This window comes from Streptomyces sp. H27-H1, assembly GCF_026627445.1.
Lineage (GTDB): Bacteria > Actinomycetota > Actinomycetes > Streptomycetales > Streptomycetaceae > Streptomyces.
This window is the reverse complement of sequence record NZ_JAPNLJ010000016.1, coordinates 1-25,109: the sequence shown is the minus strand read 5'-3', so window position 1 is coordinate 25,109 and position 25,109 is coordinate 1. Positions and strand designations below refer to the sequence as shown.

Below are 25,109 nucleotides of genomic sequence, written 5' to 3'. Positions count from 1 at the left end.
GTGCGGCATGCGGCGGCGGGGGCGCGCTGTGAGAGTGCGAGATGTGACTACCGCATCCGCCATACCCGCGACGGCGCCCCCCGTACTCGACCGGCGGAGCCGCAACGTCGTCTTCGGCACGATCATGCTGGGCGTGCTGCTCGCGGCCCTCGACCAGACGATCGTGGGCACCGCACTGCCGACGATCGTGGCGGATCTGGGCGGCGGGGACCACATGTCGTGGGTGGTGACCGCCTACCTGCTCACGGAGACCGTCGCGACCGTGCTGGTCGGCAAGTTCGGCGACCTCTTCGGCCGGAAACTGGTCTTCCAGGTCTCCGCCATCGTCTTCATCACGGGTTCGTTCCTGTGCGGCCTCGCGAGCAACATGACCCTGCTCATCGTGTGGCGGGGCCTGCAGGGCATCGGCGCCGGCGGTCTGATGGTCACCGCCATGGCGCTCATCGCCGACGTGGTCCCGCTGCGCGAACGGGGCAAGTACCAGGGCGCTATCGGCGCCGTCTTCGGCGTCGCGACGGTGATCGGGCCGCTCCTCGGCGGACTCTTCACCGACCACCTGACCTGGCGCTGGGCCTTCTACGTCAACGTCCCGATCGCGATCCTCGTGGTCGTGGCGGCCGCGCGGACCATCCCCTCGGTACGGGTCTCGGGGAAGCCGTCCATCGACTACCTCGGCATCGCGCTGGTCGCGGCCGGCGCGAGTTCGCTGATCCTGGCCACGAGCCTGGGCGGCAACGAGTACGCCTGGAGCTCGCCGATGATCATCGGGCTCTTCGCGGCCGGCGTCTTGTCCCTGGCGCTCTTCTGCGTGGCGGAGTCGCGGGCCGCCGAACCGATGCTGCCGATGCGGCTGTTCAAGAACCCCGTCTTCACGGTCTGTTCCGTCCTCAGCTTCATCGTCGGCTTCGCCATGCTGGGCGCGATGACGTTCCTGCCGACGTACTTGCAGTACGTGGACGGGGATTCGGCCACCGTTTCGGGCGTGCGGACGCTGCCGCTGGTCATCGGCCTGCTCATCGCCTCCGTGTTCAGCGGCAACGTCACCAGCAAGACCGGCCACTACCGCATCTTCCCGATCGTGGGCTCCGCCGTGATGGGCCTCGGCCTCTACCTGCTGTCGCGGATGGGTCCCGAGAGCAGCGCCTGGCTGGAATCCCTCTACATGTTCGTCCTCGGCGTCGGCATCGGCCTGAGCATGCAGGTGCTCACGATCGCCGTCCAGAACACCGTGGACTACACCGACCTCGGCACCGCGACCTCGGGCGTCACCTTCTTCCGTACGCTCGGCAGCGCCTTCGGCACCGCGGTCTTCGGCACGATCTACGGCAACACCCTGGGGCCCCGGCTGAAGACCGCGGTCGCCGAGGCGGCGCGCGCCACCGGGCAGGATCCGGCCGTACTGGCCAAGGCGGCCCAGAGCCCACAGGGCGTGCACGGGCTCGACCCGGCCGCCGCCGGGCCGATCGTCGGGGCGTACGCGGACACCCTGCACACGGTGTTCCTGTGGACCGTGCCGGTGGCGGTGGTCGGCTTCGTCGTCGCACTGTTCCTCAAGCAGGTGCGGCTGCGCGACAGCGCCCGGGCCGGTTCCACGGACATGGGCGACGGCTTCGGTTCCCCCGCGACGGCCTCCGGGGACTCGGCGAAGCTGCTGGAGCTGGCGGTCGGCAAGCTGGTGCGGAGCATGGGGCCGGAGACGGCGCGCGGGATCGTGAACGCCTCGGACACCCGGCTGGACATGGCGGGCGCGTGGGCGGTGATGCAGGTGGACCTGATGACCCGCACGGTCGGATACGCGAGCTTGGGCCTCATCGCATCGCGCCGGCACCTGCCCCCGGAGGTACTGCTGCCCGTCTTCGAACGGATGACAGAAGAGGGCTACCTGACAAGGGAGAACGGCTTCTACACGCACACCCCGGCGGGGGAGCGGGAAGCGGGCGTCATCTCGGGCGCGTGGGCCCAGTGGCTCGGTGACCAGCTGGAGAAGGACCGGGGCCGTCCGCGCAGCGCGGAGCTGCGGGCCGCGGCGGACGCGATCGCCAAGCGCCTGCTGGCGGAGGACTTGGGAGACGGGAACTTCGCCCCCCGCGCCATGGCGGGGCGGCCGTAGGGGAGCGGGGGAACCTCCCGGCTGCCGCGGACGTCTTGTCGGGAGAAGGCGTCAGGCAGCAGGCAGGACTGGGGGGCGGGGTGCCGGGTATGCGGATCACACTGGCGGAGGAGATCACGCTGCTGTCGCTGGACGACGAGTCCGGTGCGGTCAAGCAGCGGCAGTCGGTGGGCTGGGCCGTGGCGGGCGCGCTCCTGATCGAACTGGTCCTCGCGAAGCGGGTACGGGTCTCGGGCACGTACCTGGAACTGGTCGACTCCCCGCCCATCGGGGAGGAACTGCTCGACGGCCGGGCCGAGTCCATACGGACCTGGATGCGCGGCCGGAGCAAGCGCCGGGTGTCCGACTGGCTGGCGAAGGACCAGGCCAAGGCCATCGGCGCGGCGGTGGAGCGGCTGAGCGGGCGCGGCGTGGTCGTGGAGGAGCGGCGCAAGGCCCTCGGGATGTTCCCGGTACGACGCTTTCCGGAGGCCGACGGCACGGTCGAACGCGAACTGCGCGAGCGCCTCGCCGCAGCGGTCCTCAAGGGCGCGGAGCCGGACGAGCGCACCGCGAGCCTCATCGCGGTGATCCACGCGGCCGGCTTGCACGGCCTGGCCTTCCCGGGATCCCCGGGCAAGGAGATCAAGGCGCGCACGGCGGAGCTGGCCGACGGGCAGTGGGCGGCCGAGAGCATCCGCAGTGCCATCCGCGACATGCGGCTGGCGATGGCCGCGGTCACCGCGGCGACGGTGACCTAGGTGGCCTGGTGACCTCGCGACCTTGTGACCTCGTGACCGGAAAGGCCTTCCGGTCATCCTTCTAGGGCGCTGTCGTCGGGTAGTCGTGCGAAGGCACGTCCGGGAGGGTCCGGGTGAGCTCGGGCTTCCAGGCGCGCAGGGCCGCCACGGACGGGGCGAAGAGGAGCTCCGGCAGCTCGGCCGGGGCGAACCAGGACCAGCGGGCGATCTTGTGGGGCTCGGTGACCGTGGCGGTGCCCTCGGCGGCCGAGGTGACGGCTGCGGCGGTCAGCCGGGTCGGGCCGGAGCCCGAGCCCGAGCCCGCGGCGAGCATGACCGACACGATCCGGATCTCCCCGGGTGCGGTCCGCATCCCGGTCTCCTCGGCCAGTTCGCGGGCGGCGGCCTGCTCGAAGCCCTCCCCGGGGTCGACCTTCCCGCCGGGCAGTTCCCAGCGCCCGTCGTGCGCCTGGCCGAGCAGCACCCTGCCGTCGGGGCCCACCACGATCACGCCGACTCCGACGACGGCGTGCGGGTGGGGGACGGCGCGGGGTTCGTGGGGTCCGGGCCGCGCGGCGGGCTGCGTACTCATGGGCGTCCTTCGGCGGATCGAGATGCTCGGGCGGGGCGCTTGGCCGCGGCGGCGGGGCGCCGGGGCGGCGGGCGGTGCGCCCCGGCTGCGACCTTACGGCCGGCCGGCCGCGGATCAGCCGGTGGGCCCCAGCACAGCGGCGAGGTCGTAGCCGACGACCTCCTCCAACTGGGCATACGTACAGCTCCCCGGAGCCCGGTCCGGCCGCATGCGGCGGAACTGCGCGGTGTGCCGGAAGCGGTCGCCCTCCATGTGGTCGTAGGCCACCTCGCAGACCCACTCGGGGCGCAGCGGTACCCAGGACAGGTCCTTCTTCCCGGTCCAGCGGCTCTGCGCCCCGGGCAGCCGGGCGCTCTCGTGGGCCGCCCCCTCGGCCCAGGCCGCCCAGGGGTGCCCCTGGGGATCGGGCATCCGGAGCGGTTCGAGCTCGTCGATCAGCTCGGCGCGGCGTTTCATCGGGAAGGCGGCACAGACACCCACGTGCTGCAGGGTGCCCTGGGCGTCGTACAGCCCCAGCAGCAGCGATCCGACAATCGGACCGCTCTTGTGGAAACGGAATCCCGCGATGACGGCGTCGGCCGTACGCTCGTGCTTGATCTTGAACATGAGGCGGGCGTCGGGCCGGTAGGGGAGATCGAGGGGTTTGGCGACGACCCCGTCGAGCCCGGCGCCCTCGAATCGTTCGAACCACTCCTGCGCGAGTGCGGGGTCGGTGGTCGCGGGTGCGAGGTGTACGGGGGGCCGAGCGGTGGAGAGCATGCGGGTCAGGGCGGCGCGGCGATCGGTGAGCGGGGTGTCGAGGAGGGATTCGTCGCCCAGCGCGAGCAGATCGAAGGCCACGAACGAGGCGGGGGTCGTCTCGGCGAGCAGTTTCACGCGGGACGTGGCGGGATGGATCCGCTCGCTGAGCCGGTCGAAATCGAGCCGCCCGCCATGGATGACGACGATCTCGCCGTCGACGACGCAGCGGTCGGGCAGATTGGCCGTCAGGGCCTCCACCAGCTCGGGAAAATACCTGGTCAGGCTCTTTCCGCTGCGGCTGCCGATCTCGATCTCGGCCCCGTCCCGGTGGATGACCGCGCGGAAGCCGTCCCACTTGGCCTCGTACTGCATGCCCGGTGGGATCTTGGACACGGATTTGGCGAGCATCGGCTTCACGGGTGGCGTGACCGGCAGATCCATGTCTCCGATTCTGGAGCGGTACGCCCGGGCCCGCTCGGTGTGCGGGCCCGGGCGGGTCCGCCTACCGTGGCGGACATGGGTGCAGCGGGCAATGCGATCGAGCTGGAGGCGGGCGGCAGGGCCGTCCGGCTGTCCAGCCCGGACAAGGTGTACTTCCCGGAGCGCGGCCTCACCAAGGGGGACGTGGCCGCCTACTACCTCGCGGTCGCGGACGGGATCACCCGCGCCCTGCGCAACCGGCCCACGACCCTGGAACGGTTCCCGGACGGGGTGGAGGGCGAGTCCTTCTTCCAGAAGCGGGCCCCGAAGAACCTGCCCGACTGGATCCCCACCGCCCACATCGCCTTCCCGAGCGGACGCACCGCCGACGAGATCTGCCCGACCGAGCCGGCCGCCGTCCTGTGGGCCGCCAACCTGGGCTGCCTCACCTTCCACCCCTGGCCGGTCCGGCGGGAGGACACCGACCACCCCGACGAGCTCCGCATCGACCTGGACCCGCAGCCGGGCACCGACTACCACCACGCGGTCGCGGTCGCCCACGAACTGCGCGCACTACTGGAGGAGTTGGGGCTGCGCGGCTGGCCCAAGACCTCGGGCGGCCGCGGCCTGCACGTGTTCGTGCCGATCGCGCCGAACTGGACCTTCACGGAGGTCCGCAGGTGCGCCATCGCGATCGGCCGGGACCTGGAGCGCCGGATGCCGGGGAAGGTCACCACCGCCTGGTGGAAGGAGGAACGCGGCGAGCGGATCTTCGTCGACTACAACCAGACGGCCCGCGACCGCACCATCGCCTCGGCCTACTCCGTCCGCCCACGCCCCCACGCCCCGGTCTCGGCGCCGCTGCGCTGGGACGAGCTGGACGAGGCGGAACCGCGCGACTTCGACATTGTGACGATGCCGGCCCGCTTCGCGGAACTGGGCGACCTGCACGCGGACATGGACGAGCACGCCTTCACCCTGGACGCCGCCCTGGAACTGGCAGACCGCCACGAACGGGACCACGGCCTCGGTGACATGCCGTACCCCCCGGACTACCCGAAGATGCCGGGCGAGCCCAAGCGCGTCCAGCCGAGCCGAGCGAAGCACGAGGACTGACGGGGCCCCCGCGGGGCCGGAAGTGCCAGGATGCGCCGACACCAACCGTGGCATGATCGGCAGCATGATCGAATCCTCCGTACGGAAGGGCGGCCACCGCCCCGCACCGTGAAGTGGCTGGACGAGGCCGTGGCCACCGGCGACGCCCACACGCCCGCCCATCCTTCGCGCATCGCGGTGCTGAACGCGGTGCGCGCCGACCGATCCTCCCCCGAGGCCGTCCGGCTGCTCCGGCTGGCCCGCTCGGCCGACTCCGCCGTACGCCTCGGCGCCTTCGACCTCCTCCTGAGCCTCGTGCACGACGGGCCCTGGCCCGAGGCGGGCCGGGCCGCGCTGCGAGGGCTCTGCGACCCCGAGGAGCCGGTACGGCGCCTGGCCGCGCGGCTCCTCGTGTACGCCGGGCAGCGTGAGCGCGCCCTCAGGGCGCTCGCCGAACTCACCGACCCGGTGGTGCGCACCGTCCTCGCCGAATGCCTCGGCGACGACATCGCGCCCCTGTGCGACGACCCCCTCGCGGCCGTGCGCTTCCTCGCCCACCTGGCCGCGTTGAAGGCGGCCCCTGCCACGCGCCGCCCGGACCTCGACGCGGCGCTGCTCGCCGACGCGCGGGAAGCCGGCGCCCATCTCGCGGACATCGGGGAGCGTTGGGGGTGGGTGCTGTCCCGGCTGGGGCGCGACCAGCACGCGTACGAGGTGGTGGCCCACCTCCTGGCTGACCGCCAGACCCGGGACATCGGCGCCGGACTCGCCCGCGCGGCGTGCCACGCCTGGCGGGCGGCGCCGGCCGAGCTGCTCCCCCTGCTCGTCCGCCACCGCGGACGGGAGCTCGGCCCGGCCATGGCCGCGGCCCTCACCACGGCGTCGATATCGGAGCAGGCCTTGAGCACGCACGGCGACCTGCTTGCCGCGATCGAGTTCACTCCGTACCCGAGGGCCCGCGCACCCTGGAGAGACAGAGCCCCGTCGTACGACGCCGCGGCCGCCGCCGAACTCCTGGCAGCCCGGCCCGTGGGGATCGGCAGGCTCGGCCGCGCCCCGGAGATCTTCGGCGCCCTGCTGGACGAGGGACCGCTGACCTTCCGGCAGGCCGCCCAGCTCTACGGCCTCACCTTCGAACGGCCGGGCCGCATGCAAGGCGTGTGCGCCCCGCTCTGGCTTCGCCACGCGGGACCCTCGGCCCTGCCACGGCTCCTCGCCTTCATGACCCCGTGCCTGGGCGACTACGTGATCGGCGAGTTCTACCTCGAAGGGCTCGCCCGGATGGGCGGGCACGCCCTGCCCGCGCTGCCGGCCGTGACGGCAATGATCGAAAGGCGTACGCGTATCCCCGCCAACGACTCCACGCCGGACGGCGAGATGTGGCTGGACGAGCGCCTGCTGAAGGCCGCGCTCGAGGCCCGCGACGCGATCCTCGAGGACGGGGGCGAAACGACACGGACTCCGGCTCACCTGGTTGCCGAGGCCCTGGTGCGCGGGGTGGCGGCCGGGCAGGCTAGTTTGCTCGGATGAGTCTCCTTGATGATGTGGCCGAGCGCGACAGCTGGCGGTGCTGGGTGTGCGACGAGCCGGTCGACCCCGACAAGTCGGTGAACGACCAGCAGGGGCCCAGCGTCGACAGCCGTACAGCCGACCGGAAGGCCAAGGTCGCCGAGCGGCTCGCGCACCGCGGGTGCAACAGCCGCAAGGGCGCCGTGAAGGTGGTCATCGCCTGGCCGGACAGCCTGTACGTGGTCGAACCCGCACCGCTGGTCGCCGTCGCCGCACGGCTGGAGCGCAAGGGGGGCCGCGAGATGGTGGGCCGTTGTCCGACCAAGAAGGACGCCCAGGAAGCGGCGGACTGGCTGGTGGACCGGTTCTCCCGACTGGTACCGGGTCTGCCGGTGACCGCCGACGTCGAGACGGGCGGCGGCCAGTTCCTCGTCGTCCTGGCCACCGGCCGCCGCTGACCTGGTCGCACCACGCCTGAGTCTCCCAACGGTCAGGGCGGCCCGGTCGAGAGCCCCGGGGTCAGTCGGTCCTGCCGATGGCGCCCCGGGCCGCGAGGCGGAAGTCCTTGACTGCTTTGTAGAGGATGCGCTCGCGTTCGGCGGCGAGGGCGGTGTCTTCGGCCTTGTGGGTGGTGTCTCCCGCGTGGGCCCGCTCGGCCATCCTTCGCATGACGTGCGAGAGCTCGCTGGAGGCGTGGGTGACGCGGTCGGCGACTTCCGCGACGGACGCCGGCCCTTCGAGGATGACGATTTCGCAAGCGCGGTGGACCTCGCGGGCCAGGGTGATGAAACGGCCTGTGCTTTCGTCGATGCCGGGCAGATCGGGTCGGTCTGAACGCAGGGCATCGAGGACGGTGTCCATGGCGATGTCGCGGTCATGGAGAGCGCTGAGGTAGCCGGCGTATGCGTCGCGGCGATGCTGCCGGTTCAAGTGGGAGTGCTGGGACCGTGCTTGCGCACGGCCGTTCACGATCGCGGCCCCGAGGGTGGTGGCGGAGCCGACGGCGGCGCCCAGCAGTGCGGCGAGTCCTGAGTCCATGGGTCCCAGTCTGCCGTTCTGGTCCTTCATCCGGTGCGGCGGGGCTTCATGCGTCTGAGCACTGCTCCAGCGAACGCGACCGCGAGGAACACCGGCTTCGAGAACGGTCGTCGCCGCTGGAGTGGCCCTCTTCGCGAGGCATGTCGGTCCGTCAACTCCTTCGAGCCATCGGCTGGTACAGAGATCAGGAACGATGTGAGCGGCACGTGCCTGGGCCGTACGAAGAACGGCAGCGTCGACGTACAACCTGGAACACCCGGACCTGATCAGGCGATTCGTGCAGGCGCTGCTGCGCGAAGGGAGAGCCGGCCGAAGTGAGCGTGCTGCCGTAGCCCAAAAAGAACACGAACGATCGTGCTAATATCTCCTCATCGTCCTGCCGCCAGCCTCGTCTGGCCACTCTGAGGAGATCCGGAGAACCGGGCATGCACCCCATGGCTTCACTCCTGAGCACGACCCTCAACATCACCGCCCGGCTCGCCCCGGGCCCGGTCGGGCGGGTGGCGTTCGCGCTGTTCGTGCGGCCGCTCGGCCGGCCGGAGGTGAAGCCGGGCGAGGCGGAGGTCATGGCCCGGGCCGTGACCGGCCGGCTCGTCGTGGACGGGATACCCGTGACCACGTACCGCTGGGGCGACGGCGGCCGGCCGGTCCTCATCGTGCACGGCTGGACCTCGCGCGCTTCGCGCTTCGCCGGGTTCGTCGAGGCGCTGAGGGCCGAGGGCCGGACCGTGGTCTCCTTCGACGCTCCCGGTCACGGGGAGTCCGGCGGCCGGGCCACCACCATCCTCCGGCAGCGCGAGATCATCCGCCAACTCCACGCGCACCACGGGGGGTTCTCGGACGTCCTGGCCCATTCCTTCGGAGTGGTGTCCACCTTCTTCGCGCTGAGGGACGGGATCCGGGCCGACCGGATCGTCGGCATCGGCGCCATCGCGGACTTCGACTTCCTCGCCAAGAGGTTCCGCGGGCTGCTGGGGGTGAACCAGGCCGTCGAGGACGCCATGCGGCGCCACGTGCAGCGCCGGCTCTTCCCCGCCGAGCCCGACATCTGGCCCCGCCTCGACGCGTGCCACCGCCCCGAGGCGATCCCCTCGGAGATCCTGCTCGTCCACGACGCGGACGATGACACCTCGGCCCCCGCCCAGTCCCGCGCCATCGCGGAGGCCTACGGGGAGCGGGCCCGTCTGATCGAAACGAGCGGGCTCGGCCACCGCCGGATCCTCGTCGACCCGGAGGTCATCGCCATCACCGTCGATTTCCTGAGCAAAACCCTGCCGCGGACCGCTACGGCGCCCCCGGCCGCATCCCTGGGAGCCACCCGATGACCGCCACCCGCCCCGAACCCACCGCGCCCGCGCCGGGGTTCGTCGCCGACTCCGTGCCCGGGCAGACAAGAGCGGCCGGGAGTGGGTGGGTGCTAGGGCTGGCCAGCGCCGTCACCTTTCTCGCCTTCCTCGACGCCACCGTCGTCAACGTCGCCTTCCCCGACCTGCGGCGAGCCTTCCCCGAGGTGCCGTTGGCCCGACTGACCTGGGTCGTCAGCGCCTACGCCGTACTGTTCGCGGCGCTGCTCGCCGGCGCCGGCCGGCTCGCGGACACGCTGGGCCGCCGGACCCTCTTCATCGGGTCGACCCTCGCCTTCACGCTGACCTCCCTCGCCGCCAGCGCGGCCCCTACCGCCGACCTGCTCATCCTGGCCCGTGCCCTCCAGGGGGCGGCCGCCGCCGGGATGATCCCCGCCGCACTGGGCCTCGTACTCGCCCACACCCCGCCCGCCCGGCGGGCCGCCGCCCTCGGCGTCTGGGCGGCGGCGGGCGGACTGGCCGCCGCCGTCGGGCCGAGCGTCGGCGGACTGCTCGTCGAGTGGTGGGACTGGCGCGCGATCTTCCTCGTCAACGTTCCGCTCGGCCTGGCGGTCGGCTGGGCCGCCGCCCGCGTCATCCCCCGGGAGCCGCGCACCGGACGTCAACTCCCCGACCCCGTCGGTACGACGGCCCTCGCACTGGGCATCGGGGGAGTGGTGGCCGGGCTCTCCCAGGGCGCGGACTGGGGCTGGACCGACCCGAAGGTGCTCGTGCTGGTCATCGGCGGCGCCCTGGCGGGCGCCCTCGCGCTGCACCGCTCAGGCGGCCACCCCGCCCCGGCCGTGGACCGGGACCTGTGGCGCGACCCGCTGTTCGCCCGCGCCAACACCGGCGCCCTGCTCTTCGGCGGCGCCATGTACGCGTGGCTGCTGAGCGGCCCGTCCTACCTCATCGAGCGCTGGGACTACTCGGTCCTGCAAGCGGGCTTCGGCGTCACACCGGGCGCCGTCCTCGCCGTGGCCGGTGCGCTCCTGGTCGGCCGCCGGGTCCCCGCCCGCCTCCAATGGGCCGCCGTCACCGTCGGATCGTTGCTCTTCGCGGCCAACGCGCTGCTGCTGTGGGGCTGGGCCGGGCAGTCCACCTCGTACGCCCAGATCTTCCTGCCCGCCGGACTCCTCGGCGGCCTCGGCATCGGAGTCGTGGTGACCGCGCTCTCCACGGTGGCCTCGGCCGGCCTCCCGCCGCAGCGCTTCGCGGCCGGCACCGGTCTGCTGATGACGGCCCGGCAGCTCGGCGGAGCGCTGGGCATCGCCGGCACGGCGGCCCTGCTCACCGGGTCCGGTCAGGGGGAGCAGTGGCGCGGAGTCTTCCTGCTGACCGCGATCAGCGCGCTGGGCGCGGCGGTCGCGGGCGCCACGATGCGGGTCAACGGCCAGGCGAAGCCGGCGCGGCCGGGAGGCTGACGGCCGTGGTGTCGCCGGCGGAAAGACCGGCGACCGTGAACGCGAGTACGGGCGGCCGCTCCGGGAGTTCCTCCGGGGCGGCCGCCGCCGCGCGCAGCCGGGCGAGGATGCCCCGCGCGGCCCGGTCGTAGGCCGTGGTGTCCCGGTGCAGCACGGAGTGCGCGTTGGCCTGCTCCATCAACGCCGTGATCTCGAAGGTGAGCTGCTCCACGTCGACGTCGACGTCGACGTCCACGCCCGCGGACTCGCGGAATCCGCCGGCCAGCCGGGCCTCGTCGAGCAGCCGCACGACGTACCGCGTCCAGTCGCGGCGGATCTTGGCGATCTCGTCGTGGACGGGCCCGGGGCGCGAATCGAACTCGGCGGAGGCGGAGTAGAAGAAGCAGCCGCCGGGGAAGACCCGGCGCCCGGAGTAGCCGAGCCAGATCTCGCACAGCCGCCACACCTTCGGGAGGCCGGCGGGCTCGTCCAGTACGGGCCGTACGACCTGGTCGACGAAGACGGCCCGGGCAGCATGCACGGTGGCGAGCTGCAACTCCTCCTTGGAGCCGAAGAGGGCGAACACGCCGCTCTTGCTCAGCCCCAGATCCGTGGCGATCTTCCCCAGGGACAGCCCTTCCAGGCCGTCCACCGAGGCGATGCTCATCGTCCGTTCCAGGACGGTCCGCCGCGTCTGGTTTCCGCGCTCCACGCGTCCGTCTGCCATGTCCCCATGGTACCGATTCATCGCACGCACGGTCGTGCACCCTGTGGCTGTTGATCAGGCGTTGATCGGACGTCCATCTCCGGCGGACAGGCTCTGCGGCATGTCGATGAACACCACCGCTACCTATGCCGATACCGCCGCCCCGGCCTGGTACGAGCTCGCCCTCTGCGCCCAGACGGGCCCGGGCTTCTTCTTCCCGGAGCCCGGCTCCTCACTGCGCGACGCGAAGCGGCTGTGCGGGGCCTGTGAGGGCCGCAAGCCCTGCCTGGACTACGCACTGGACAACGACGAACGCTTCGGCGTCTGGGGCGGCCTCTCCGAAGCCGAACGCCAGGCCCTGAGATCGAGCCGCCCCTGACCGCCCGGCCCCTGACCGCCCGCTCCCCGCCCCGCCGCCCCCGACCGGGCGGCGGCGTCATCACCCCAGCACTTCCAGGATCCGCGAAGCCGCGCCGCCACCCGGCGGCGCGGGCGGCCGGGGCCTGGGATCGGAGAAGCCGATCGTGTGCGCGACCGCCTCCAGGATGGCCGTGTACCCGTCGGCGTGCTCGGTGGCCGCGCTCGTGAGGTCGAGCAGGAGCAGGTGGCGGCCCCCGGGATGCGTCGTGACGGCCCTGGCCTGGAACAGGCCGCGGTCGATGCCGGGGACACGGACGACCCCGGCGACCAGGGCGCACGGGAGCCCCGAGGCCAAGTCCAGGAACCGGCGGGTCGAGCCGCTCCAGAGGGCGGACCGGGCCAGAGCCAGGGCCACCCGTGCCACACCGGCCCCGGGAGCGGCGTCTTCCGCGGGCCGGACGGCGAGGGAGAACAACGAGGTGGAGACCGCCTCCGGGCCGTCGGGGTGGAGGCCGACCGCGGTGTGGACCAGGTGCTGGCCGGGCCGGGCGGCGAGTTCGTCGAGGCAGTCCATCAGCCGGGCGAGCTGCGGCCCCGCGCCGGCCTCCGTACCGTCGCCGGTCCCCGCACCGTCGCCGGCCCCCACCCCGTCGCCGGCCCCCACCCCGTCGCCGGTCCCCGCACCGTCATCGGTGCGGCCCAGGGACGCGAGCGCCCCGGCGACCGCCTCCAGGGCGCCCCGGTCTTCGGGGCCGATGTCGTGGAACCCGGGCGGAAGCCGGAACCAGACGGGTGGGACGGGGTGCGTCACGGCTGCACCAGCGTCCAGAGCCGGGCCGATTTCGCGGCCGTGGACGGTCCGTCGTCCAGGACGAGACGGGTGCCGTCCACGCCGGTGGACCCGCGGTCGACGGCTTCGTCGTCACCGGTGTAGTCGGCGACGGCCGTGGCCGCTCCCGTGCCGGCCACGGCCACTCCCACCCGCTCTCTGACCTCGGGTGTCGACGACCGCAGCGCCCACGCGGCGAGCGGACTCTCCACCTTGCGCAGTTCGTCCGCCGTGTGCCACGTCGTGCGGGCGAAGGCACCCGCGCCCGGCGAGACACCCGCCAGGGCGCCGGCCTCCGGTACGGCCATGGCCGCGCGGGCCGCGACCGTACCGGCCTTCGCGCCCGAGGCGACCGCTGCCACGCCCGGGACGGCGCCGAGGCCGTCGCCGAGCAGCGTCACGCCGTTCTTCCAGAACGCGGCGTCGAACTTGCCCCGGGTGAAGCCCTCGGTCAGCGGCCGCCGGAAGCCGGGGTCCGCGAGGTGCGCGGTGAGCGCCGCCAGCGACAGCCCGCCCGCGACCAGCATGACCGCCATCCCGGCCGGCGGGAAGAACAGGGCGACGGCCGCACCGGCCGCTCCCAGTACGGCCGCGGCGTTCGAGAGGGCGTCCGCCGGATCGTCGACGATCTTGTTCCAGACGGACTCCAGCCAACCGGGCTCCTTCGGCGCCAGCCGCTTCGCCGTCGCGGTCAGTGAGTCCGCCACCCGGCGGGCTGCCGCCGAATGGTCCGAGGCCAGCTCACGGGCCAGGCGGCGGACGTCGGCGAGGGCCTCGTCCGTGGTGGCCGCGGCGGCCTGGGAGGCGTAGCCGGAGGCCAGGGCGCGGTGGGAGGTCAGGGTGTCGTGCCAGCCGGTCAGCCGGCCCGCCGCCTCCGCCAGGGAGGTGTGGGCCGCATGGAGGTGGCGGGGGAGCTCCTGCGACAGCGAGGCGCGGAAGGCGGTGGCGGCCTCGCCCTGCCAGGCCGAGCTGTGGGAGACCAGGGCGTCGATGACGCGGGAGGTCTCCGCGAGGCAGTCCGCGGAGGAGCGGAGCTTCTTCGCCAGGGCCCGGACCGCCTCAGGGTTCCCCGGGGCAGGGTCGAAGCCGAGCGCGGCGGAACCGGCAGCGGGGGAACCGGCAGCGGGGGAGCCGGGCGCGGGGGAGTCAGTCACGGGCGGTCGCCGCCTGCCGGAATGCCGCGCGGATGGCCTCTTCGAGCTCCGCGTACTCGGCGGCGCTGCGGCGCACGCCCTCGCGTACGGCCTTGATCCGCCCGGCGAGCTCCTTGGTGCCGTGGCCCCATCTGTCCTGGAAGCCGTCGCACGCCGCGTCGAGGTCCGCGGTGCCCAGCTGGTCGGCCCGGACGTGGTCGAGCTCCCGCCGGGCCTCTCGCAGGGCGGCCAGGGAGGTGTCCAGGGCGTTGGTGAGGCGGGCCAGCTGGTCGATCTCGACCTGGAGCGGCGTCATGGCGGTCATGACGCGAAACCCTGGCAGAGCGAGGCTCTGCCAGGGCAATCGCCGTCACCCGCCCGAGCGAGCGGAAACCGGTCAGGCCTTGCGGGCCGCGATGCGCGCCGCGCGGGCGGCGAGCCGCTCGTCGAACTTGCGGGCCTCGGAGTCCAGGCCGTTCATGAAGAGGCCGAGCTCCTCCTGGGCCTTCTGGCCGTCCGGGCCGAGGCCGTCGATGTCCATGATCTTCAGGAAGCGGATCACGGGGCTCAGCACGTCGTCGTGGTGGATCCGCAGGTTGTAGACCCCGCCGATCGCCATCTGCGCGGCCATCCGCTCGAAGCCGGGCATGCCGTGGCCGGGCATCCGGAAGTCGACCACGACGTCCCGTACGGCCTGCATCGTCATGTCCGGGGCGATCTCGAAGGCCGCGCCCAGCAGGTTGCGGTAGAAGATCATGTGCAGGTTCTCGTCCTGCGCGATGCGTGCCAGCATCCGGTCGCAGACCGGGTCACCGGACTGGTGGCCGGTGTTGCGGTGGGAGATGCGGGTCGCGAGCTCCTGGAAGGCCACGTACGCCACGGAGTGGAGCATCGAGTGGCGGTTGTCGGACTCGAACCCCTCCGACATGTGCTGCATCCGGAATGCTTCGAGCTTGTCCGGGTCCACGGCGCGCGAGGCCAGCAGGTAGTCGCGCATCACGATGCCGTGGCGGCCCTCCTCGGCGGTCCAGCGGTGCACCCAGGTGCCCCACGCGCCGTTGCGGCCGAAAAGCGAGGCGATCTCGTGGTGGTAGCTGGGGAGGTTGTCCTCGGTCAGCAGGTTGACGACGAGCGCGATCTTGCCGATCTCGGTGACCTTGGACTGCTGCGGGTCCCAGGCTTCGCCGTCCTCGAAGAAGCCGGGGAAGTTGCGTCCGTCGCTCCACGGGACGTACTCGTGGGGCATCCAGTCCTTGGTGACCGTCAGATGGCGGTTGAGCTCCTTCTCGACCACCTCTTCCAGCGCGAACAGCAGCTTGGCGTCCGTCCACGCCTCCGAGCTGCCGAGGTGGGGAGAGGTGATCGTCACGGGTACTCCTGAGTGCAAAGCGAATTACCTACGGTTCCGTAGCCTACGGAGTCGTAGGTTAAGCGCGACATCAAGACCAGCCAAGCCCCACAGGGCGGTCTATCTGGTTACATCCCGTTATCTGTGCAGTTTGCGGGGGGTCTGACGTGGCTCGAAGGGGCCAAAGTCACGCCAGCAGGTGATCCGCCGCTCCCACCTTGACGGCCGAGATCAGCGCACGGAGCGCGTCGGCCGAGTCGGTCACGTAGGCGGCGGACCCGGTGGTTCCGATGTAAGCCTTCCCCTCGGCATCCCGCCCGAAGCGGAAACAGTTCGCTCCTTCGCTGCAGAACGCCTCGTCCCACGCGATGCCGGCCGCCGGTGGCGGGGTCGTGGGAGTGGTCGCTGTCGTGGTCGTGGCGCCCATGTCGCTCTCTCGTCTCCTCGTCGGATCCGGTCAGGTGGTCAGTCGGCCGGTCGGCCGGTCGGCCCGGTCAGAGGATCCGTGCGATGGCGCGGATGAAATCGCGGGCCGGCAGTGCGCAGGGAGCGCAGCCGTTCCAGCAGCCCGCGGTAGCGGAGCAGCTTCATCTGCGAATTCAGCAACATCGAGCCGTGCGAACTGTCCAGCTGCACGGTGTCCAGCTCGCTGATCGCGGCGGCCGCGTACGTGAAGGACTGGCCGGCGCCGGGGAAGCCGCCGGCGGTGAACGGAATCACGCGCACGGTCGTACGCGCCCGCTCCGACTGCTCCAGGATGTGGTCGAGCTGTGCCCGCGCCACCTTCGGGCCGCCGAAATGCATGCGCAGCGCCGCCTCGTGCACGACCGCCCCGTACAGCGGCGGCGCCTCGCGGGCGAACACCTGCCGGCGGTGCATCCGCAGGGCGAGCCGCGCCTGCGGGTCGGGCTCGGGCAGCGGGGGGTCGGCGGTGTCGAAGACGGCCCGCGCGTGCGCCTCGGTCTGCGGCAGCCCGGGTGTGTGGGTGGTCACGGCGGTGTGCAACTCGACCGAGTGGTGCTCCAGTTCGCAGATGTCCAAAAGGGCGGGCGGCAGCATCCCCCGGTGCTGCTCCCACCACCCCTTGTCGCGCGAGTTCCGGCAGGCCCCGCCGGGGGGCGGAGGAACTGAGCTACTCCATAGGCCTGCCGGGCGGCGCCGCGGGATGTGGCTGCTCGCGGCGGTGGTCGAGTCCTGCGGCGGGGACTGGGGGCTCACTCCGGTACTCATCCCGGTGGGCGGTACCAAGTCCTGGGCCTTACTGCCGTTGCCGTTGCCGCGCTAGCGCCCCTCACTCGTGCCACAGCGACCGGCGGACCTCCTCGGCTGTCGTCGGCCGCAGCCCGTCGTCGAGCAGCAGCCACCGGGTGATGCCGATCGACTCCAGGAACGGCACGTCATGGCTCGCCACCATGAGCGCCCCTTCATAGGAATCCAGGGCGTCGGTCAACTGCCTTACGCTCGACAGGTCCAGGTTGTTCGTAGGCTCGTCCAGCATGAGCAGCTGCGGGGCCGGCTCCGCCAGCAGCAGCGCCGCCAGCGTGGCCCGGAACCGCTCGCCGCCCGACAGCGTGCCGGACGGCTGGTCCGCCCGCGCGCCCCGGAACAGGAAGTGCGCGAGCCGCGCCCGGATCAGGTTGTTCGTCGCGTGCGGGGCGAACCGCGCCACGTTCTCGACGACCGAGCGGTCGTCGTCCAGTACGTCCAGGCGCTGTGGCAGGAACCGGGTCGGCACGTGTGTCACCGACTCGCCCGACAGGGCGGCCAGTTCCCCCGCGATCGTGCGCAGCAGCGTGGTCTTGCCCGAGCCGTTGGCTCCCACCAGCGCGATCCGCTCCGGACCGCGCAGCTCCCACTCGCCCGCGATCGCGGCCCCGTACGCCGGGTGCAGCCCGCTCAGGGTGAGCACGCGGCGGCCCGGCGGGACCTGGGTGGCGGGCAGTTTGATGCGGATCTCGGCGTCGTCGCGTACCGCCAGCTCCGCCTGGTCGAGGCGTTCCTCCGCCTCCGCCAGTTTCTCGGTGTGCATGATGCGGTGCTTGCCCGCCGACTCCTGCGCCGCGCGCTTGCGGGCACCCATGACGATCTTCGGCTCGCGCTTGGTGTCGTACATCTTCTGGCCGTACCGCTTGCGCCGGGCCAGTTTGGCGTGGGCCTGCGCCAGTTCGCGTTTCTGGCGCTGTACGTCGCCCTCCGCGACCCGGACCATCCGCTCGGCCGCCTCCTGCTCGGCCGCGAGCATCTCCTCGTAGTCGGTGAAGTTACCGCCGTACCAGTGCAGTTCGCCGTCGCGCAGGTCACCGATCTGGTCGACCCGATCCAGCAGCTCGCGGTCGTGGCTGACCAGGACCATCACCCCGGACCAGGAATCGACGGCCGCGTACAGCCGGCGCCGGGCCCGCAGATCGAGGTTGTTGGTGGGCTCGTCCAGCAGTAGTACGTCCGGACGGTTGAGCAGCAGAGCGGCCAGCCGGAGCAACACGCATTCTCCGCCCGACAGTTCGCCGGTGGTGCGGTCCAGTCCGATCCGGCCGAGCCCGAGCTGGTCGAGCGTGGCCAGTGAGCGCTCCTCCACGTCCCAGTCGTCGCCGACCGCCGCGAAGTTCGCCTCGGTCGCCTCGCCCGCCTCGATGGCGTGCAGTGCGGCCCGGGCGGTGTGGACACCGAGCGCCTCGTCGACCCGTAGAGAGGTGTCGAAGGCGACGGTCTGCGGAAGCTGGCCGACCGTGCCGGCGACGGTCAACTGGCCGTCGGTCGGGGTCAGTTCACCAGCGATGAGTTTCAGAAGGGTGGATTTCCCGCAGCCGTTGCGCCCGATCAGGCCGGTGCGGCCGGGACCGACGGTCAGCTGGAACCCGTCGAAGACGGATGTTCCGTCGGGCCAGTCGAAGGAAAGGTCGGAGCAGGTGATGAAGGTGGGAGCAGGACTCATGGAGGCCTCCAGGTTGCGTGAGTGGTGAGTGCAACGCGGGGGAGACAGCGGACCGCGACAGAGGCGGTGGTCGGTGTCTCGGACCTCAGAAAAGCAATGTCCTGCTCCGTTTCGACGGCGATGGGGCGTCCACGAAGCTACGGGGCCGGCGGAGGCACCGGCAAACGAATTAAGGCGGAGCGAACGGGGCGGCGCGGCGGGGGAGGGTCAGCAGGAGCCGCGCATCAGCTCGTCGAGGCTCTGGTCCATGTCGAGGTACAGGTGCTCCAGGCCGGGTGGCACGATCGTGGAGGCCCGCTCCAGGAAGCGCTGCAGCTCGGCCGTCACCATCAGGACGATGGCGACCCCCTCGGGGGCGTGGAACTCCACGCTGGTCCGCTCGACGTCGTACGGGCGCACGCGCACGTCCCCGCAACCGGACGGGCGGTTCAGCCCGGACTCCAGAAGCTCCCGCGAGAACGTCCAGGAGACCTCGACGCCCTCCAGGGTCGCGAGTGCGGGGAAGGCCATCCGGACGGCGAAGGGATCCGACCGGTCGTAGCAGAACGTGACCGGTACGGTGTCGACCTTCGGCGCGGTGGCAACCAGTCGGGCCTGCACGGCCTGCTCGATGACAGTGATCAAGGCTCGCTCCCTTGCGGCGGATCTCGTGCCGGGCCGTGGGGTGGGGGCCCGGCATCGGGATAGACGCGCGATTTGGCGAATCCGTGCACGCGAAGGGGAGTGAGCTGTGTCACCGAATGGCCGGAACCCGCCTGTGTGATCGCACAGGGTGACGGTGGGGCGGGGACGGCGCGGGACTCCCCGCCCCGCCCACGGGACTCGGAGCGGTCGCAAGTACGGCCGGTTCCCGATCACTCGACAGGCCCAAGGCGAGGACCCGGCCGCCCCGAACGGGCCCGTACCCGGCCCCCGGTACGGGGCTATGCCTAGGCGACCGGGTTCTCCCGTACGGTCGCCAGGTCCGCCGACGTCTTCGTCGCGATGAACTCCGTGATGCGGTAGGCGCAGACGCCGGCCGTCGTGAAGGGGTCCTCGGAGGCGATCTTCTCGATCTCCGCGCGGGAGACCCCGCCGGCCAGGATCACGCCGCCGTCGCGCGGGACCTTGCGGCCCGAGGCCAGGAAGATGCCGGCGGCGTAGTAGCCGTCCAGCCAGGCGATGTGCGCGTCCATCTCTTCTTCGACGGCTTCGACGGGCGCGGTGTAGGTGAGCTCCATGACGAACATGATCGCCAGGCTACTCTCGCACCACTATGACGAGTGCGAAGACCCCCGCCGACGAGGCCGAGGCCGAGGCGATACAGGACGAACTGCGCGGCCGGGTCATCCTGGCCGAAACTGGGCCCCCGCCCGGCGAAGGGCTGATCGCGGGGGTGGACGTGGCCTACGACGACGAGCGCGACCTGGTGGCCGCCGCGGCCGTCGTCCTCGACGCCGCCACCCTCCGGGTCGTCGAGGAGGCCACCTCCGTCGGCCGCGTCAGCTTCCCCTACGTACCCGGACTGCTCGCCTTCCGCGAGCTGCCGACCGTGCTCGCCGCGCTGGAGTCGCTGAGCGTCACGCCCGGTCTGGTCGTCTGCGACGGCTACGGGCTGGCCCACCCGCGCCGCTTCGGGCTCGCCTGCCACCTCGGCGTGGTCACCGGGCTGCCCGCCATCGGCGTCGCGAAGAACCCGTTCGCCTTCACCTATGAGGAACCGGGGGCCCGGCGCGGGGACGTCTCTGCGCTCCGCGCGCCCGGCGGCGAGCTCGTCGGGCGGGCGCTGCGCACGCAGGACGGGATCAAGCCCGTGTACGTATCGGTGGGACACCGGGTGTCCCTGGACAACGCCTGCGCGCACGCACTGGCGCTGAGCCCCCGCTTCCGGATCCCGGAGACCACCCGGCACGCCGACTCGCTGTGCCGGCGGGCCCTGCGCGAAGCCACCGCGTAGGGCCGGCGGCTCAGTCGCGGGCCGCCACCCGGAAGCGGATGCCCGCCTTCTGGAGCCGGTCCAGCAGGGCATCGCCCATCGCCACGGCAGTGGTCAGCTGGCCGGAAAGCTCGGGCAGGGCGTCGTAGGCGAGGCAGAGCGCGGACTCGGCCAGCATCTTCGCGGTCTCCCCGTACCCCGGGTCGCCGCCCGAGACCTCGGTGAAGACCCGGCGGCCGCCGCCCTCGCCCACGAACCGTACGCTGAACCAGCTGCGCGCCCGCCGCTCCGCGTCCGGGCCCTGGCCCGGCTCCCAGCGGGCCGCGAGCCACCGGCGCACCGGCGGGATCTGCGCGAGCGCGGCCACCCCGCCCACCGCCGCCGTACCGCCCACCGCGACGGGCAGGTGCCGTACGGAGGCGTAGTGCCGGTAGCGGAAGTCCGGGCCGTACCGCTCCAGCGCGGCCGCGGACCGGGAGACGATCTGGACGTCCAGGACGGGCAGCGGGAGGGCCCAGGTGCCGGTCTCCCGGCTGAAGCGCGGGGCGCTCAGGGGCGTCCGTACCCGCCGTGCCGGCAGCCGGGGCTCGTGCAGCCGGCGGGCGCGGGCGGCGGCCAGGTTCTGCGGTCCGCGGCCCAGCGCGGTGAGCACGGTGGTGAAGGTGCCGCCCGAGAACAGGGCGTTGGAGCGCAGGAAACCGTCGACGGTCAGGGGGACCCCGGCCGGCAGCTGACCGACCGTGAAGTACGCGCCGAGGTCGGCCGGGATGGAGTCGAAGCCGCAGGCGTGGACGATCCGGGCGCCGCTCTCGCGGGCCCGTGCGTCGTGCTCTACGTACATCCGGTCCACGAACTCCGGCTCGCCGGTGAGGTCCACGTAGTCGGTGCCGGACTCGGCGCAGGCGGCCACCAGCGAGGCCCCGTACCAGACGTACGGCCCCACGGTCGTGGCCAGCACCCGGGTGGAGGCGGCGAGTTCGCGGGTCGCCGCGGCGTCCTGGGCGTCCGCGCGGAGCAGCGGCAGGTCCGCGCAGCGCGGGTCGAGGGCGGTGAGCCGCTCGCGCAGCCGCTCGAGCTTCGCGAGGTCGCGCCCCGCGAGGGCCCAGCGGCAGTCCGCGGGGGCGTGCGCCGCGAGGTACTCGGCGGTCAGCGCCCCCACGAACCCGGTCGCGCCGAAGAGCACGAGGTCGTACTCCCGTTCCGCGGTGCGCGGTTCGTGCTGGACAGCTGCGTTCATCGGGAGCCTCCCAGACGGTGTCGGTGGTGGCTGAGGCTAGCGCGTTCCCGCCGTACGGGGCCGGGCGGGTGCCCCGCCCCGTACGGCGGTTCGGCTCTGCCGGCGGCGCCGATGGGGCGATCACCGCGTTGGCGACGCCCTGGCCGCCGGAGAGCCGGCCGCTCCCGGCAGGTCTGGTGCCGTGTCCGGGAAGGTCTGCCGGGCGCCGCGACACGGTGAACCTTTCCGGTCACCGCACTAGCGTGAGGAGCGACGGTCCGTGCGAGCGGGTGCGGACCGCGGTGAGTGGAGGTCGGCGTGAAGGCTGGGGTGCGCAAGTGGCAGGCGGTTCGGGAGTTCGCCTTGGGGCTGCCGCATGCCCGGGAGGAGTTCCCCTGGGGCCCCGAGGACTGCGTGGTGAAGGTCAACAAGAAGATCTTCGTCTTCCTCGGGACCACCGACGGCCCCCAGGGGCCCGGGTTCTCCGTGAAGCTCAAGGACGAGGCGCTGCACGGCCACGCCATGGCCGCGCCCGGCGCGGAGCCGACCGGATACGGGCTGGGGAAGGCCGGCTGGGTCTTCGTGCCGCTGGGGGTGAAGGGGGCGCCCTCCGTGGAGGTGCTGTGCGAGTGGGTGGAGGAGAGCTACCGGACCGTCGCCCTGAAGCGGGACCTCAAGGAGCTCGACGCGCGGATGGCCGACAGCGTCGCCGGACCCGGTGCCGGGCGAAACGCGCCAACCGGCTAAGCGCTTGCTCTTGTGCTGAGTGGAACAGGTTCCTAGCATCGCTGGTGTTACATCAGTTGTGTCACACAGTGGCGGCAGTGGTGCCACCGGATGCTGGGGGCTCGATGGCAGTGACAGGGAACATGCCCGGGAGCGGCGGGGGCCCGCTCACGGGCGTGCGCGTCGTCGAGCTGGCGGGAATCGGGCCGGGCCCGTTCGCCGCCATGCTCCTCGCCGACCTGGGGGCCGACGTCGTCCGGGTGGACCGCCCCGGCGGCGGCGGGCTCGCGGTCAACCCGGCCTACGACATCACCAACCGGAACAAGCGCTCCGTCCTCGTCGACCTGAAGTCCGCCGACGGCCCCGCCCGCGTACTGGACCTGGTCGAGCGCGCCGACGTCCTCATCGAGGGCTTCCGCCCCGGGGTCGCCGAGCGGCTCGGCGTGGGCCCGGCGAACTGCCACGCACGCAACCCCCGGCTCGTCTACGGCCGGATGACCGGCTGGGGCCAGGACGGCCCGCTCGCCCACACCGCCGGGCACGACATCGCGTACATCGCCGTGACCGGCGCCCTCGGGATGATCGGCAACCCGGGCGAGCCCCCGTCCGTCCCCGCCAACCTGGTCGGTGACTACGCGGGCGGCTCGCTCTACCTCGTCATCGGCGTCCTCGCCGCCCTCCAGCACGCCCGCACCCCCGATGGCGCGGGCCAGGTCGTCGACGCGGCCATCGTCGACGGGACCGCCCACCTCACCTCGATGATCCACGGAATGATGGCGGCCGGCGGCTGGCAGGACCGGCGCGGGGCCAACCTCCTCGACGGCGGCTGCCCCTTCTACGGCAGCTACGAGACCTCCGACGGCGGGTACATGGCGGTCGGGGCGCTGGAGCAGCAGTTCTACGACACCTTCGTGGAGCTCCTCGGCATCAAGGACCAGGCCCCCGCCCGCAAGGACCTGGCCCGCTGGGGCGAGCTCCGCGAGGCCGTCGCCGCGCGCTTCAAGTCCCGTACCCGCGAGGAGTGGACGGCGGTCTTCGCCGGGACCGACGCCTGCGTGGCGCCCGTACTCTCGCTGCGCGAGGCCCCCCACCACCCGCACCTGGCCGCCCGGGGCACCTTCGTCGAAGCCGCCGGGATCACCCAGCCCGCCCCCGCGCCCCGTTTCTCCGCGACCCCGGCCACGGCCGTGGGCGGCCCCGCGCTGCCGGGCGCGCACACGGAGTCGGTGGCGGCCGACTGGGGAGTGCCGGCGTTGCTCGGGAAGGAGGGCTGATGGAACTCTCGATGATGCTGGACTACTCCGCGGACCCGCGCCGGGCCGCCGACGCGGCGGCGGAGCTGGAGACGGCCGGGTTCGACGCGGTCTGGGTGGCCGAGGCCTGGGGCTTCGACGCCCCGACGATCATGGGGTACCTGGCCGCCCGCACCGAACGGATGAAGATCGGCTCGGCCATCCTCAACGTCTACTCGCGGACCCCCGCCCTCATCGCCCGGACCGCGGCGGGCCTGGACGCGATGTCCGGCGGCCGGGCGATGCTCGGCCTCGGCGCCTCCGGCCCGCAGGTGGTCGAGGGCTGGCACGGGAAGCCGTACGACAAGCCGATCGGCCGGACCCGCGAGACGGTCGAGCTGTGCCGCCGCATCTGGCGCCGCGAGACCATCGACCACCACGGCATCACCGATATGCCGCTCCCGCCCGAGAAGGGCGGCCGCCACGGCAAGCCGCTGAAGATGCTGACCCGGCCGGTCCGCGCGGACATCCCCGTCTCAAGAACTGGCTCCAGGGGGCCCACGAAATGAAACGCCAGCTCTTCGACGCCGACCACGAGGCGTTCCGCGAGACCGTGCGCACCTTCCTCACCAAGGAGGTGCTGCCGCACTACGAGCAGTGGGAGAAGGACGGGATCGTCAGCCGGGAGGCCTGGCGCGCCGCCGGCCGCCAGGGGCTGCTGGGCCTGGCCGTCCCGGAGGAGTACGGGGGCGGCGGGAACACCGACTTCCGGTACGCGGCGGTGATCGCCGAGGAGTTCACCCGGGCGGGCGCCTCCGGTCTCGCGATCGGCCTGCACAACGACATCATCGGGCCGTACCTGACCTCACTGGCCACCGAGGAACAGAAGCGCCGCTGGCTGCCCGGCTTCTGCTCCGGCGAGATCATCACCGCGATCGCGATGACCGAGCCGGGCGCCGGCTCCGACCTCCAGGGCATCCGGACCACCGCCGAGGATGCGGGCGACCACTGGGTGCTCAACGGCTCCAAGACCTTCATCTCCAACGGCATCCTCGCCGATCTGGTGGTCGTCGTCGCGAAGACCACCCCCGAGGGCGGGGCGCACGGCATGTCGCTGCTGGTCGTGGAGCGCGGCACGGAGGGCTTCGAGCGCGGCCGCAACCTCGACAAGATCGGCCAGAAGGCCCAGGACACCGCCGAGTTGTTCTTCAACGACGTGCGCGTGCCCAAGGAGAACCTGCTCGGCGAGCTGAACGGCGCCTTCGTCCACCTGATGACCAATCTCGCGCAGGAGCGGATGGGCATCGCCATGGCCGGCATCGCCGCCGCCGAATACCTGCTGGAGATCACCACGCAGTACGTGAAGGAGCGCGAGGCCTTCGGACGGCCGCTCTCCAAGCTCCAGCACATCCGCTTCGAGATCGCGGAGATGGCCACCGAGTGCGCGGTCACCCGTACCTTCCTCGACCGCTGCATCACCGACCACTCCAACGGGGAGCTGGACCACGTCCATGCCTCGATGGCGAAGTGGTGGGCCACCGAACTCCAGAAGCGGGTCGCCGACCGCTGCCTGCAACTGCACGGCGGATACGGATACATGACCGAATACCGGGTCGCGCGGGCCTTCACCGACGGCCGCATCCAGACCATCTACGGCGGCACGACCGAGATCATGAAGGAGATCATCGGCCGTTCCCTGCTGGGCTGACCTCCACCGCCGAGGCGCCCCGCCCCCCCCGCCC

The 25,109-nt window shown here is 72.2% G+C and carries 26 protein-coding genes and 1 pseudogene; 13 read left to right on the top strand and 14 right to left on the bottom strand.

The genetic code is table 11. The features are described from left to right. Nucleotides 1-7 precede the first annotated feature (7 nt). Nucleotides 8-2,110, top strand: a complete 2,103-nt coding sequence (locus OTB20_RS19040) for an MDR family MFS transporter (protein ID WP_420716440.1) — start codon at nt 8-10, stop codon at nt 2,108-2,110. A gap of 89 nt (nt 2,111-2,199) precedes the next feature. Then, nucleotides 2,200-2,850 (top strand): GOLPH3/VPS74 family protein, encoded by a 651-nt coding sequence (locus OTB20_RS19035; RefSeq protein ID WP_267819028.1) that lies wholly within the window; start codon nt 2,200-2,202, stop codon nt 2,848-2,850. Nucleotides 2,851-2,911: 61 nt separating this feature from the next. Here OTB20_RS19035 and OTB20_RS19030 read toward each other — a convergent pair whose 3' ends face one another. Both OTB20_RS19030 and OTB20_RS19025 read right to left on the bottom strand, forming a co-directional pair. Further along, nucleotides 2,912-3,421, bottom strand: coding sequence for a nucleotide triphosphate diphosphatase NUDT15 (locus OTB20_RS19030; RefSeq protein ID WP_267819026.1), 510 nt, complete (start codon nt 3,419-3,421; stop codon nt 2,912-2,914). Between the two features lie 114 nt (nt 3,422-3,535). Continuing rightward, nucleotides 3,536-4,603: an ATP-dependent DNA ligase gene (locus tag OTB20_RS19025; RefSeq protein ID WP_267819024.1), complete on the bottom strand. Its 1,068-nt coding sequence runs from the start codon at nt 4,601-4,603 to the stop codon at nt 3,536-3,538. 75 nt (nt 4,604-4,678) lie between these two features. On the opposite strand from OTB20_RS19025, the gene ligD reads away from it, so the two are divergent. The 3 genes from ligD to OTB20_RS19010 all read left to right on the top strand — a co-directional run bounded on the left by ligD (nt 4,679) and on the right by OTB20_RS19010 (nt 7,644). Further along, on the top strand, nt 4,679-5,698 hold the full coding sequence (ligD, locus tag OTB20_RS19020) for a non-homologous end-joining DNA ligase (RefSeq protein ID WP_267819022.1): 1,020 nt from the start codon (nt 4,679-4,681) through the stop codon (nt 5,696-5,698). Between the two features lie 108 nt (nt 5,699-5,806). After that, nucleotides 5,807-7,207 carry a hypothetical protein gene (locus tag OTB20_RS19015; RefSeq protein ID WP_267819021.1) on the top strand — a complete coding sequence of 467 codons (1,401 nt, stop codon included), beginning with the start codon at nt 5,807-5,809 and terminating at the stop codon, nt 7,205-7,207. Further along, on the top strand, nt 7,204-7,644 hold the full coding sequence (locus tag OTB20_RS19010) for a hypothetical protein (protein WP_267755160.1): 441 nt from the start codon (nt 7,204-7,206) through the stop codon (nt 7,642-7,644). Before OTB20_RS19015 ends, OTB20_RS19010 begins: the two co-directional genes overlap by 4 nt. Nucleotides 7,645-7,705: 61 nt before the next feature. On the opposite strand, the gene OTB20_RS19005 is transcribed toward OTB20_RS19010, so the two are convergent. Next, nucleotides 7,706-8,224 (bottom strand): proline dehydrogenase, encoded by a 519-nt coding sequence (locus tag OTB20_RS19005; protein ID WP_267819019.1) that lies wholly within the window; start codon nt 8,222-8,224, stop codon nt 7,706-7,708. 434 nt (nt 8,225-8,658) lie between these two features. On the opposite strand from OTB20_RS19005, the gene OTB20_RS19000 reads away from it, so the two are divergent. Together OTB20_RS19000 and OTB20_RS18995 are read left to right on the top strand one after the other, a co-directional pair. Beyond that, the gene (locus tag OTB20_RS19000; RefSeq protein WP_267819017.1) at nt 8,659-9,549 is read left to right on the top strand and encodes an alpha/beta fold hydrolase; all 891 of its coding nucleotides are present in this window, start codon (nt 8,659-8,661) and stop codon (nt 9,547-9,549) included. Further along, nucleotides 9,546-10,991 carry an MFS transporter gene (locus OTB20_RS18995; RefSeq protein WP_267819016.1) on the top strand — a complete coding sequence of 482 codons (1,446 nt, stop codon included), beginning with the start codon at nt 9,546-9,548 and terminating at the stop codon, nt 10,989-10,991. Before OTB20_RS19000 ends, OTB20_RS18995 begins: the two co-directional genes overlap by 4 nt. On the opposite strand, the gene OTB20_RS18990 is transcribed toward OTB20_RS18995, so the two are convergent. Then, nucleotides 10,954-11,697 carry a TetR/AcrR family transcriptional regulator gene (locus OTB20_RS18990; protein WP_267819015.1) on the bottom strand — a complete coding sequence of 248 codons (744 nt, stop codon included), beginning with the start codon at nt 11,695-11,697 and terminating at the stop codon, nt 10,954-10,956. The two genes, OTB20_RS18995 and OTB20_RS18990, sit on opposite strands and share 38 nt — an antisense overlap. A 100-nt stretch (nt 11,698-11,797) precedes the next feature. Between OTB20_RS18990 and OTB20_RS18985 the strand changes: the two genes are divergently transcribed. Next, complete coding sequence (locus tag OTB20_RS18985) at nt 11,798-12,055, top strand: WhiB family transcriptional regulator (RefSeq protein ID WP_267819014.1); 258 nt, start codon at nt 11,798-11,800, stop codon at nt 12,053-12,055. Between the two features lie 60 nt (nt 12,056-12,115). On the opposite strand, the gene OTB20_RS18980 is transcribed toward OTB20_RS18985, so the two are convergent. From OTB20_RS18980 to OTB20_RS18940, 9 genes are all read right to left on the bottom strand, one after another. Continuing rightward, nucleotides 12,116-12,847, bottom strand: coding sequence for a hypothetical protein (locus OTB20_RS18980; RefSeq protein WP_267819013.1), 732 nt, complete (start codon nt 12,845-12,847; stop codon nt 12,116-12,118). After that, the gene (locus OTB20_RS18975; protein ID WP_267819012.1) at nt 12,844-14,019 is read right to left on the bottom strand and encodes a putative T7SS-secreted protein; all 1,176 of its coding nucleotides are present in this window, start codon (nt 14,017-14,019) and stop codon (nt 12,844-12,846) included. Before OTB20_RS18975 ends, OTB20_RS18980 begins: the two co-directional genes overlap by 4 nt. After that, entirely contained in the window at nt 14,012-14,323 is a 312-nt protein-coding gene (locus OTB20_RS18970) for a hypothetical protein (RefSeq protein WP_267819011.1), read from the bottom strand. Before OTB20_RS18970 ends, OTB20_RS18975 begins: the two co-directional genes overlap by 8 nt. Before the next feature lie 72 nt (nt 14,324-14,395). After that, entirely contained in the window at nt 14,396-15,367 is a 972-nt protein-coding gene (locus tag OTB20_RS18965) for an acyl-ACP desaturase (RefSeq protein ID WP_267755177.1), read from the bottom strand. A gap of 166 nt (nt 15,368-15,533) precedes the next feature. After that, the gene (locus tag OTB20_RS18960; RefSeq protein WP_324290394.1) at nt 15,534-15,773 is read right to left on the bottom strand and encodes a hypothetical protein; all 240 of its coding nucleotides are present in this window, start codon (nt 15,771-15,773) and stop codon (nt 15,534-15,536) included. Between the two features lie 38 nt (nt 15,774-15,811). Further along, nucleotides 15,812-16,405, bottom strand: coding sequence for a DUF5753 domain-containing protein (locus tag OTB20_RS18955; RefSeq protein WP_267819010.1), 594 nt, complete (start codon nt 16,403-16,405; stop codon nt 15,812-15,814). A 232-nt stretch (nt 16,406-16,637) separates the two neighbouring features. Next, nucleotides 16,638-18,278, bottom strand: coding sequence for an ABC-F family ATP-binding cassette domain-containing protein (locus tag OTB20_RS18950; RefSeq protein ID WP_267819009.1), 1,641 nt, complete (start codon nt 18,276-18,278; stop codon nt 16,638-16,640). 207 nt (nt 18,279-18,485) lie between these two features. Beyond that, nucleotides 18,486-18,902 carry an SsgA family sporulation/cell division regulator gene (locus tag OTB20_RS18945; RefSeq protein WP_267755185.1) on the bottom strand — a complete coding sequence of 139 codons (417 nt, stop codon included), beginning with the start codon at nt 18,900-18,902 and terminating at the stop codon, nt 18,486-18,488. A gap of 305 nt (nt 18,903-19,207) precedes the next feature. Further along, the gene (locus tag OTB20_RS18940; RefSeq protein WP_267819007.1) at nt 19,208-19,507 is read right to left on the bottom strand and encodes a YciI family protein; all 300 of its coding nucleotides are present in this window, start codon (nt 19,505-19,507) and stop codon (nt 19,208-19,210) included. Nucleotides 19,508-19,533: 26 nt separating this feature from the next. On the opposite strand from OTB20_RS18940, the gene OTB20_RS18935 reads away from it, so the two are divergent. Then, nucleotides 19,534-20,214, top strand: coding sequence for an endonuclease V (locus OTB20_RS18935; protein WP_267819005.1), 681 nt, complete (start codon nt 19,534-19,536; stop codon nt 20,212-20,214). Between the two features lie 10 nt (nt 20,215-20,224). Here the strand turns inward: OTB20_RS18935 and OTB20_RS18930 are convergent, their stop codons facing one another. Further along, nucleotides 20,225-21,430: a saccharopine dehydrogenase family protein gene (locus OTB20_RS18930; protein WP_267819004.1), complete on the bottom strand. Its 1,206-nt coding sequence runs from the start codon at nt 21,428-21,430 to the stop codon at nt 20,225-20,227. A gap of 285 nt (nt 21,431-21,715) precedes the next feature. Between OTB20_RS18930 and OTB20_RS18925 the strand changes: the two genes are divergently transcribed. The 4 genes and pseudogenes from OTB20_RS18925 (at nt 21,716) to OTB20_RS18910 (ending at nt 25,075) form a co-directional block, all read left to right on the top strand. Further along, complete coding sequence (locus tag OTB20_RS18925; protein WP_267819003.1) at nt 21,716-22,156, top strand: MmcQ/YjbR family DNA-binding protein; 441 nt, start codon at nt 21,716-21,718, stop codon at nt 22,154-22,156. Between the two features lie 104 nt (nt 22,157-22,260). Continuing rightward, the gene (locus tag OTB20_RS18920; RefSeq protein WP_267819001.1) at nt 22,261-23,409 is read left to right on the top strand and encodes a CaiB/BaiF CoA transferase family protein; all 1,149 of its coding nucleotides are present in this window, start codon (nt 22,261-22,263) and stop codon (nt 23,407-23,409) included. Continuing rightward, nucleotides 23,409-23,903: pseudogene (locus tag OTB20_RS18915) on the top strand (LLM class flavin-dependent oxidoreductase); the annotation flags it as partial. The gene OTB20_RS18920 and the pseudogene OTB20_RS18915, both read left to right, overlap by 1 nt. Nucleotides 23,904-23,932: 29 nt before the next feature. Continuing rightward, the gene (locus OTB20_RS18910) at nt 23,933-25,075 is read left to right on the top strand and encodes an acyl-CoA dehydrogenase family protein (protein WP_267818999.1); all 1,143 of its coding nucleotides are present in this window, start codon (nt 23,933-23,935) and stop codon (nt 25,073-25,075) included. Nucleotides 25,076-25,109 lie beyond the last annotated feature (34 nt).

Excerpts from the sequence above, each read along its gene's own strand:
- OTB20_RS19040 (WP_420716440.1), top strand. The coding sequence starts at position 8 with ATGCGGCGGCGGGGGCGCGCTGTGAGAGTGCGAGATGTGACTACCGCA.
- OTB20_RS19035 (WP_267819028.1), top strand. The coding sequence starts at position 2,200 with ATGCGGATCACACTGGCGGAGGAGATCACGCTGCTGTCGCTGGACGAC.
- OTB20_RS19030 (WP_267819026.1), bottom strand. The coding sequence starts at position 3,421 with ATGAGTACGCAGCCCGCCGCGCGGCCCGGACCCCACGAACCCCGCGCC.
- OTB20_RS19025 (WP_267819024.1), bottom strand. The coding sequence starts at position 4,603 with ATGGATCTGCCGGTCACGCCACCCGTGAAGCCGATGCTCGCCAAATCC.
- ligD (WP_267819022.1), top strand. The coding sequence starts at position 4,679 with ATGGGTGCAGCGGGCAATGCGATCGAGCTGGAGGCGGGCGGCAGGGCC.
- OTB20_RS19010 (WP_267755160.1), top strand. The coding sequence starts at position 7,204 with ATGAGTCTCCTTGATGATGTGGCCGAGCGCGACAGCTGGCGGTGCTGG.
- OTB20_RS19005 (WP_267819019.1), bottom strand. The coding sequence starts at position 8,224 with ATGGACTCAGGACTCGCCGCACTGCTGGGCGCCGCCGTCGGCTCCGCC.
- OTB20_RS19000 (WP_267819017.1), top strand. The coding sequence starts at position 8,659 with ATGGCTTCACTCCTGAGCACGACCCTCAACATCACCGCCCGGCTCGCC.
- OTB20_RS18995 (WP_267819016.1), top strand. The coding sequence starts at position 9,546 with ATGACCGCCACCCGCCCCGAACCCACCGCGCCCGCGCCGGGGTTCGTC.
- OTB20_RS18990 (WP_267819015.1), bottom strand. The coding sequence starts at position 11,697 with ATGGCAGACGGACGCGTGGAGCGCGGAAACCAGACGCGGCGGACCGTC.
- OTB20_RS18985 (WP_267819014.1), top strand. The coding sequence starts at position 11,798 with ATGTCGATGAACACCACCGCTACCTATGCCGATACCGCCGCCCCGGCC.
- OTB20_RS18970 (WP_267819011.1), bottom strand. The coding sequence starts at position 14,323 with ATGACCGCCATGACGCCGCTCCAGGTCGAGATCGACCAGCTGGCCCGC.
- OTB20_RS18960 (WP_324290394.1), bottom strand. The coding sequence starts at position 15,773 with ATGGGCGCCACGACCACGACAGCGACCACTCCCACGACCCCGCCACCG.
- OTB20_RS18955 (WP_267819010.1), bottom strand. The coding sequence starts at position 16,405 with ATGCTGCCGCCCGCCCTTTTGGACATCTGCGAACTGGAGCACCACTCG.
- OTB20_RS18950 (WP_267819009.1), bottom strand. The coding sequence starts at position 18,278 with ATGAGTCCTGCTCCCACCTTCATCACCTGCTCCGACCTTTCCTTCGAC.
- OTB20_RS18940 (WP_267819007.1), bottom strand. The coding sequence starts at position 19,507 with ATGTTCGTCATGGAGCTCACCTACACCGCGCCCGTCGAAGCCGTCGAA.
- OTB20_RS18935 (WP_267819005.1), top strand. The coding sequence starts at position 19,534 with ATGACGAGTGCGAAGACCCCCGCCGACGAGGCCGAGGCCGAGGCGATA.
- OTB20_RS18930 (WP_267819004.1), bottom strand. The coding sequence starts at position 21,430 with ATGAACGCAGCTGTCCAGCACGAACCGCGCACCGCGGAACGGGAGTAC.
- OTB20_RS18920 (WP_267819001.1), top strand. The coding sequence starts at position 22,261 with ATGGCAGTGACAGGGAACATGCCCGGGAGCGGCGGGGGCCCGCTCACG.
- OTB20_RS18910 (WP_267818999.1), top strand. The coding sequence starts at position 23,933 with ATGAAACGCCAGCTCTTCGACGCCGACCACGAGGCGTTCCGCGAGACC.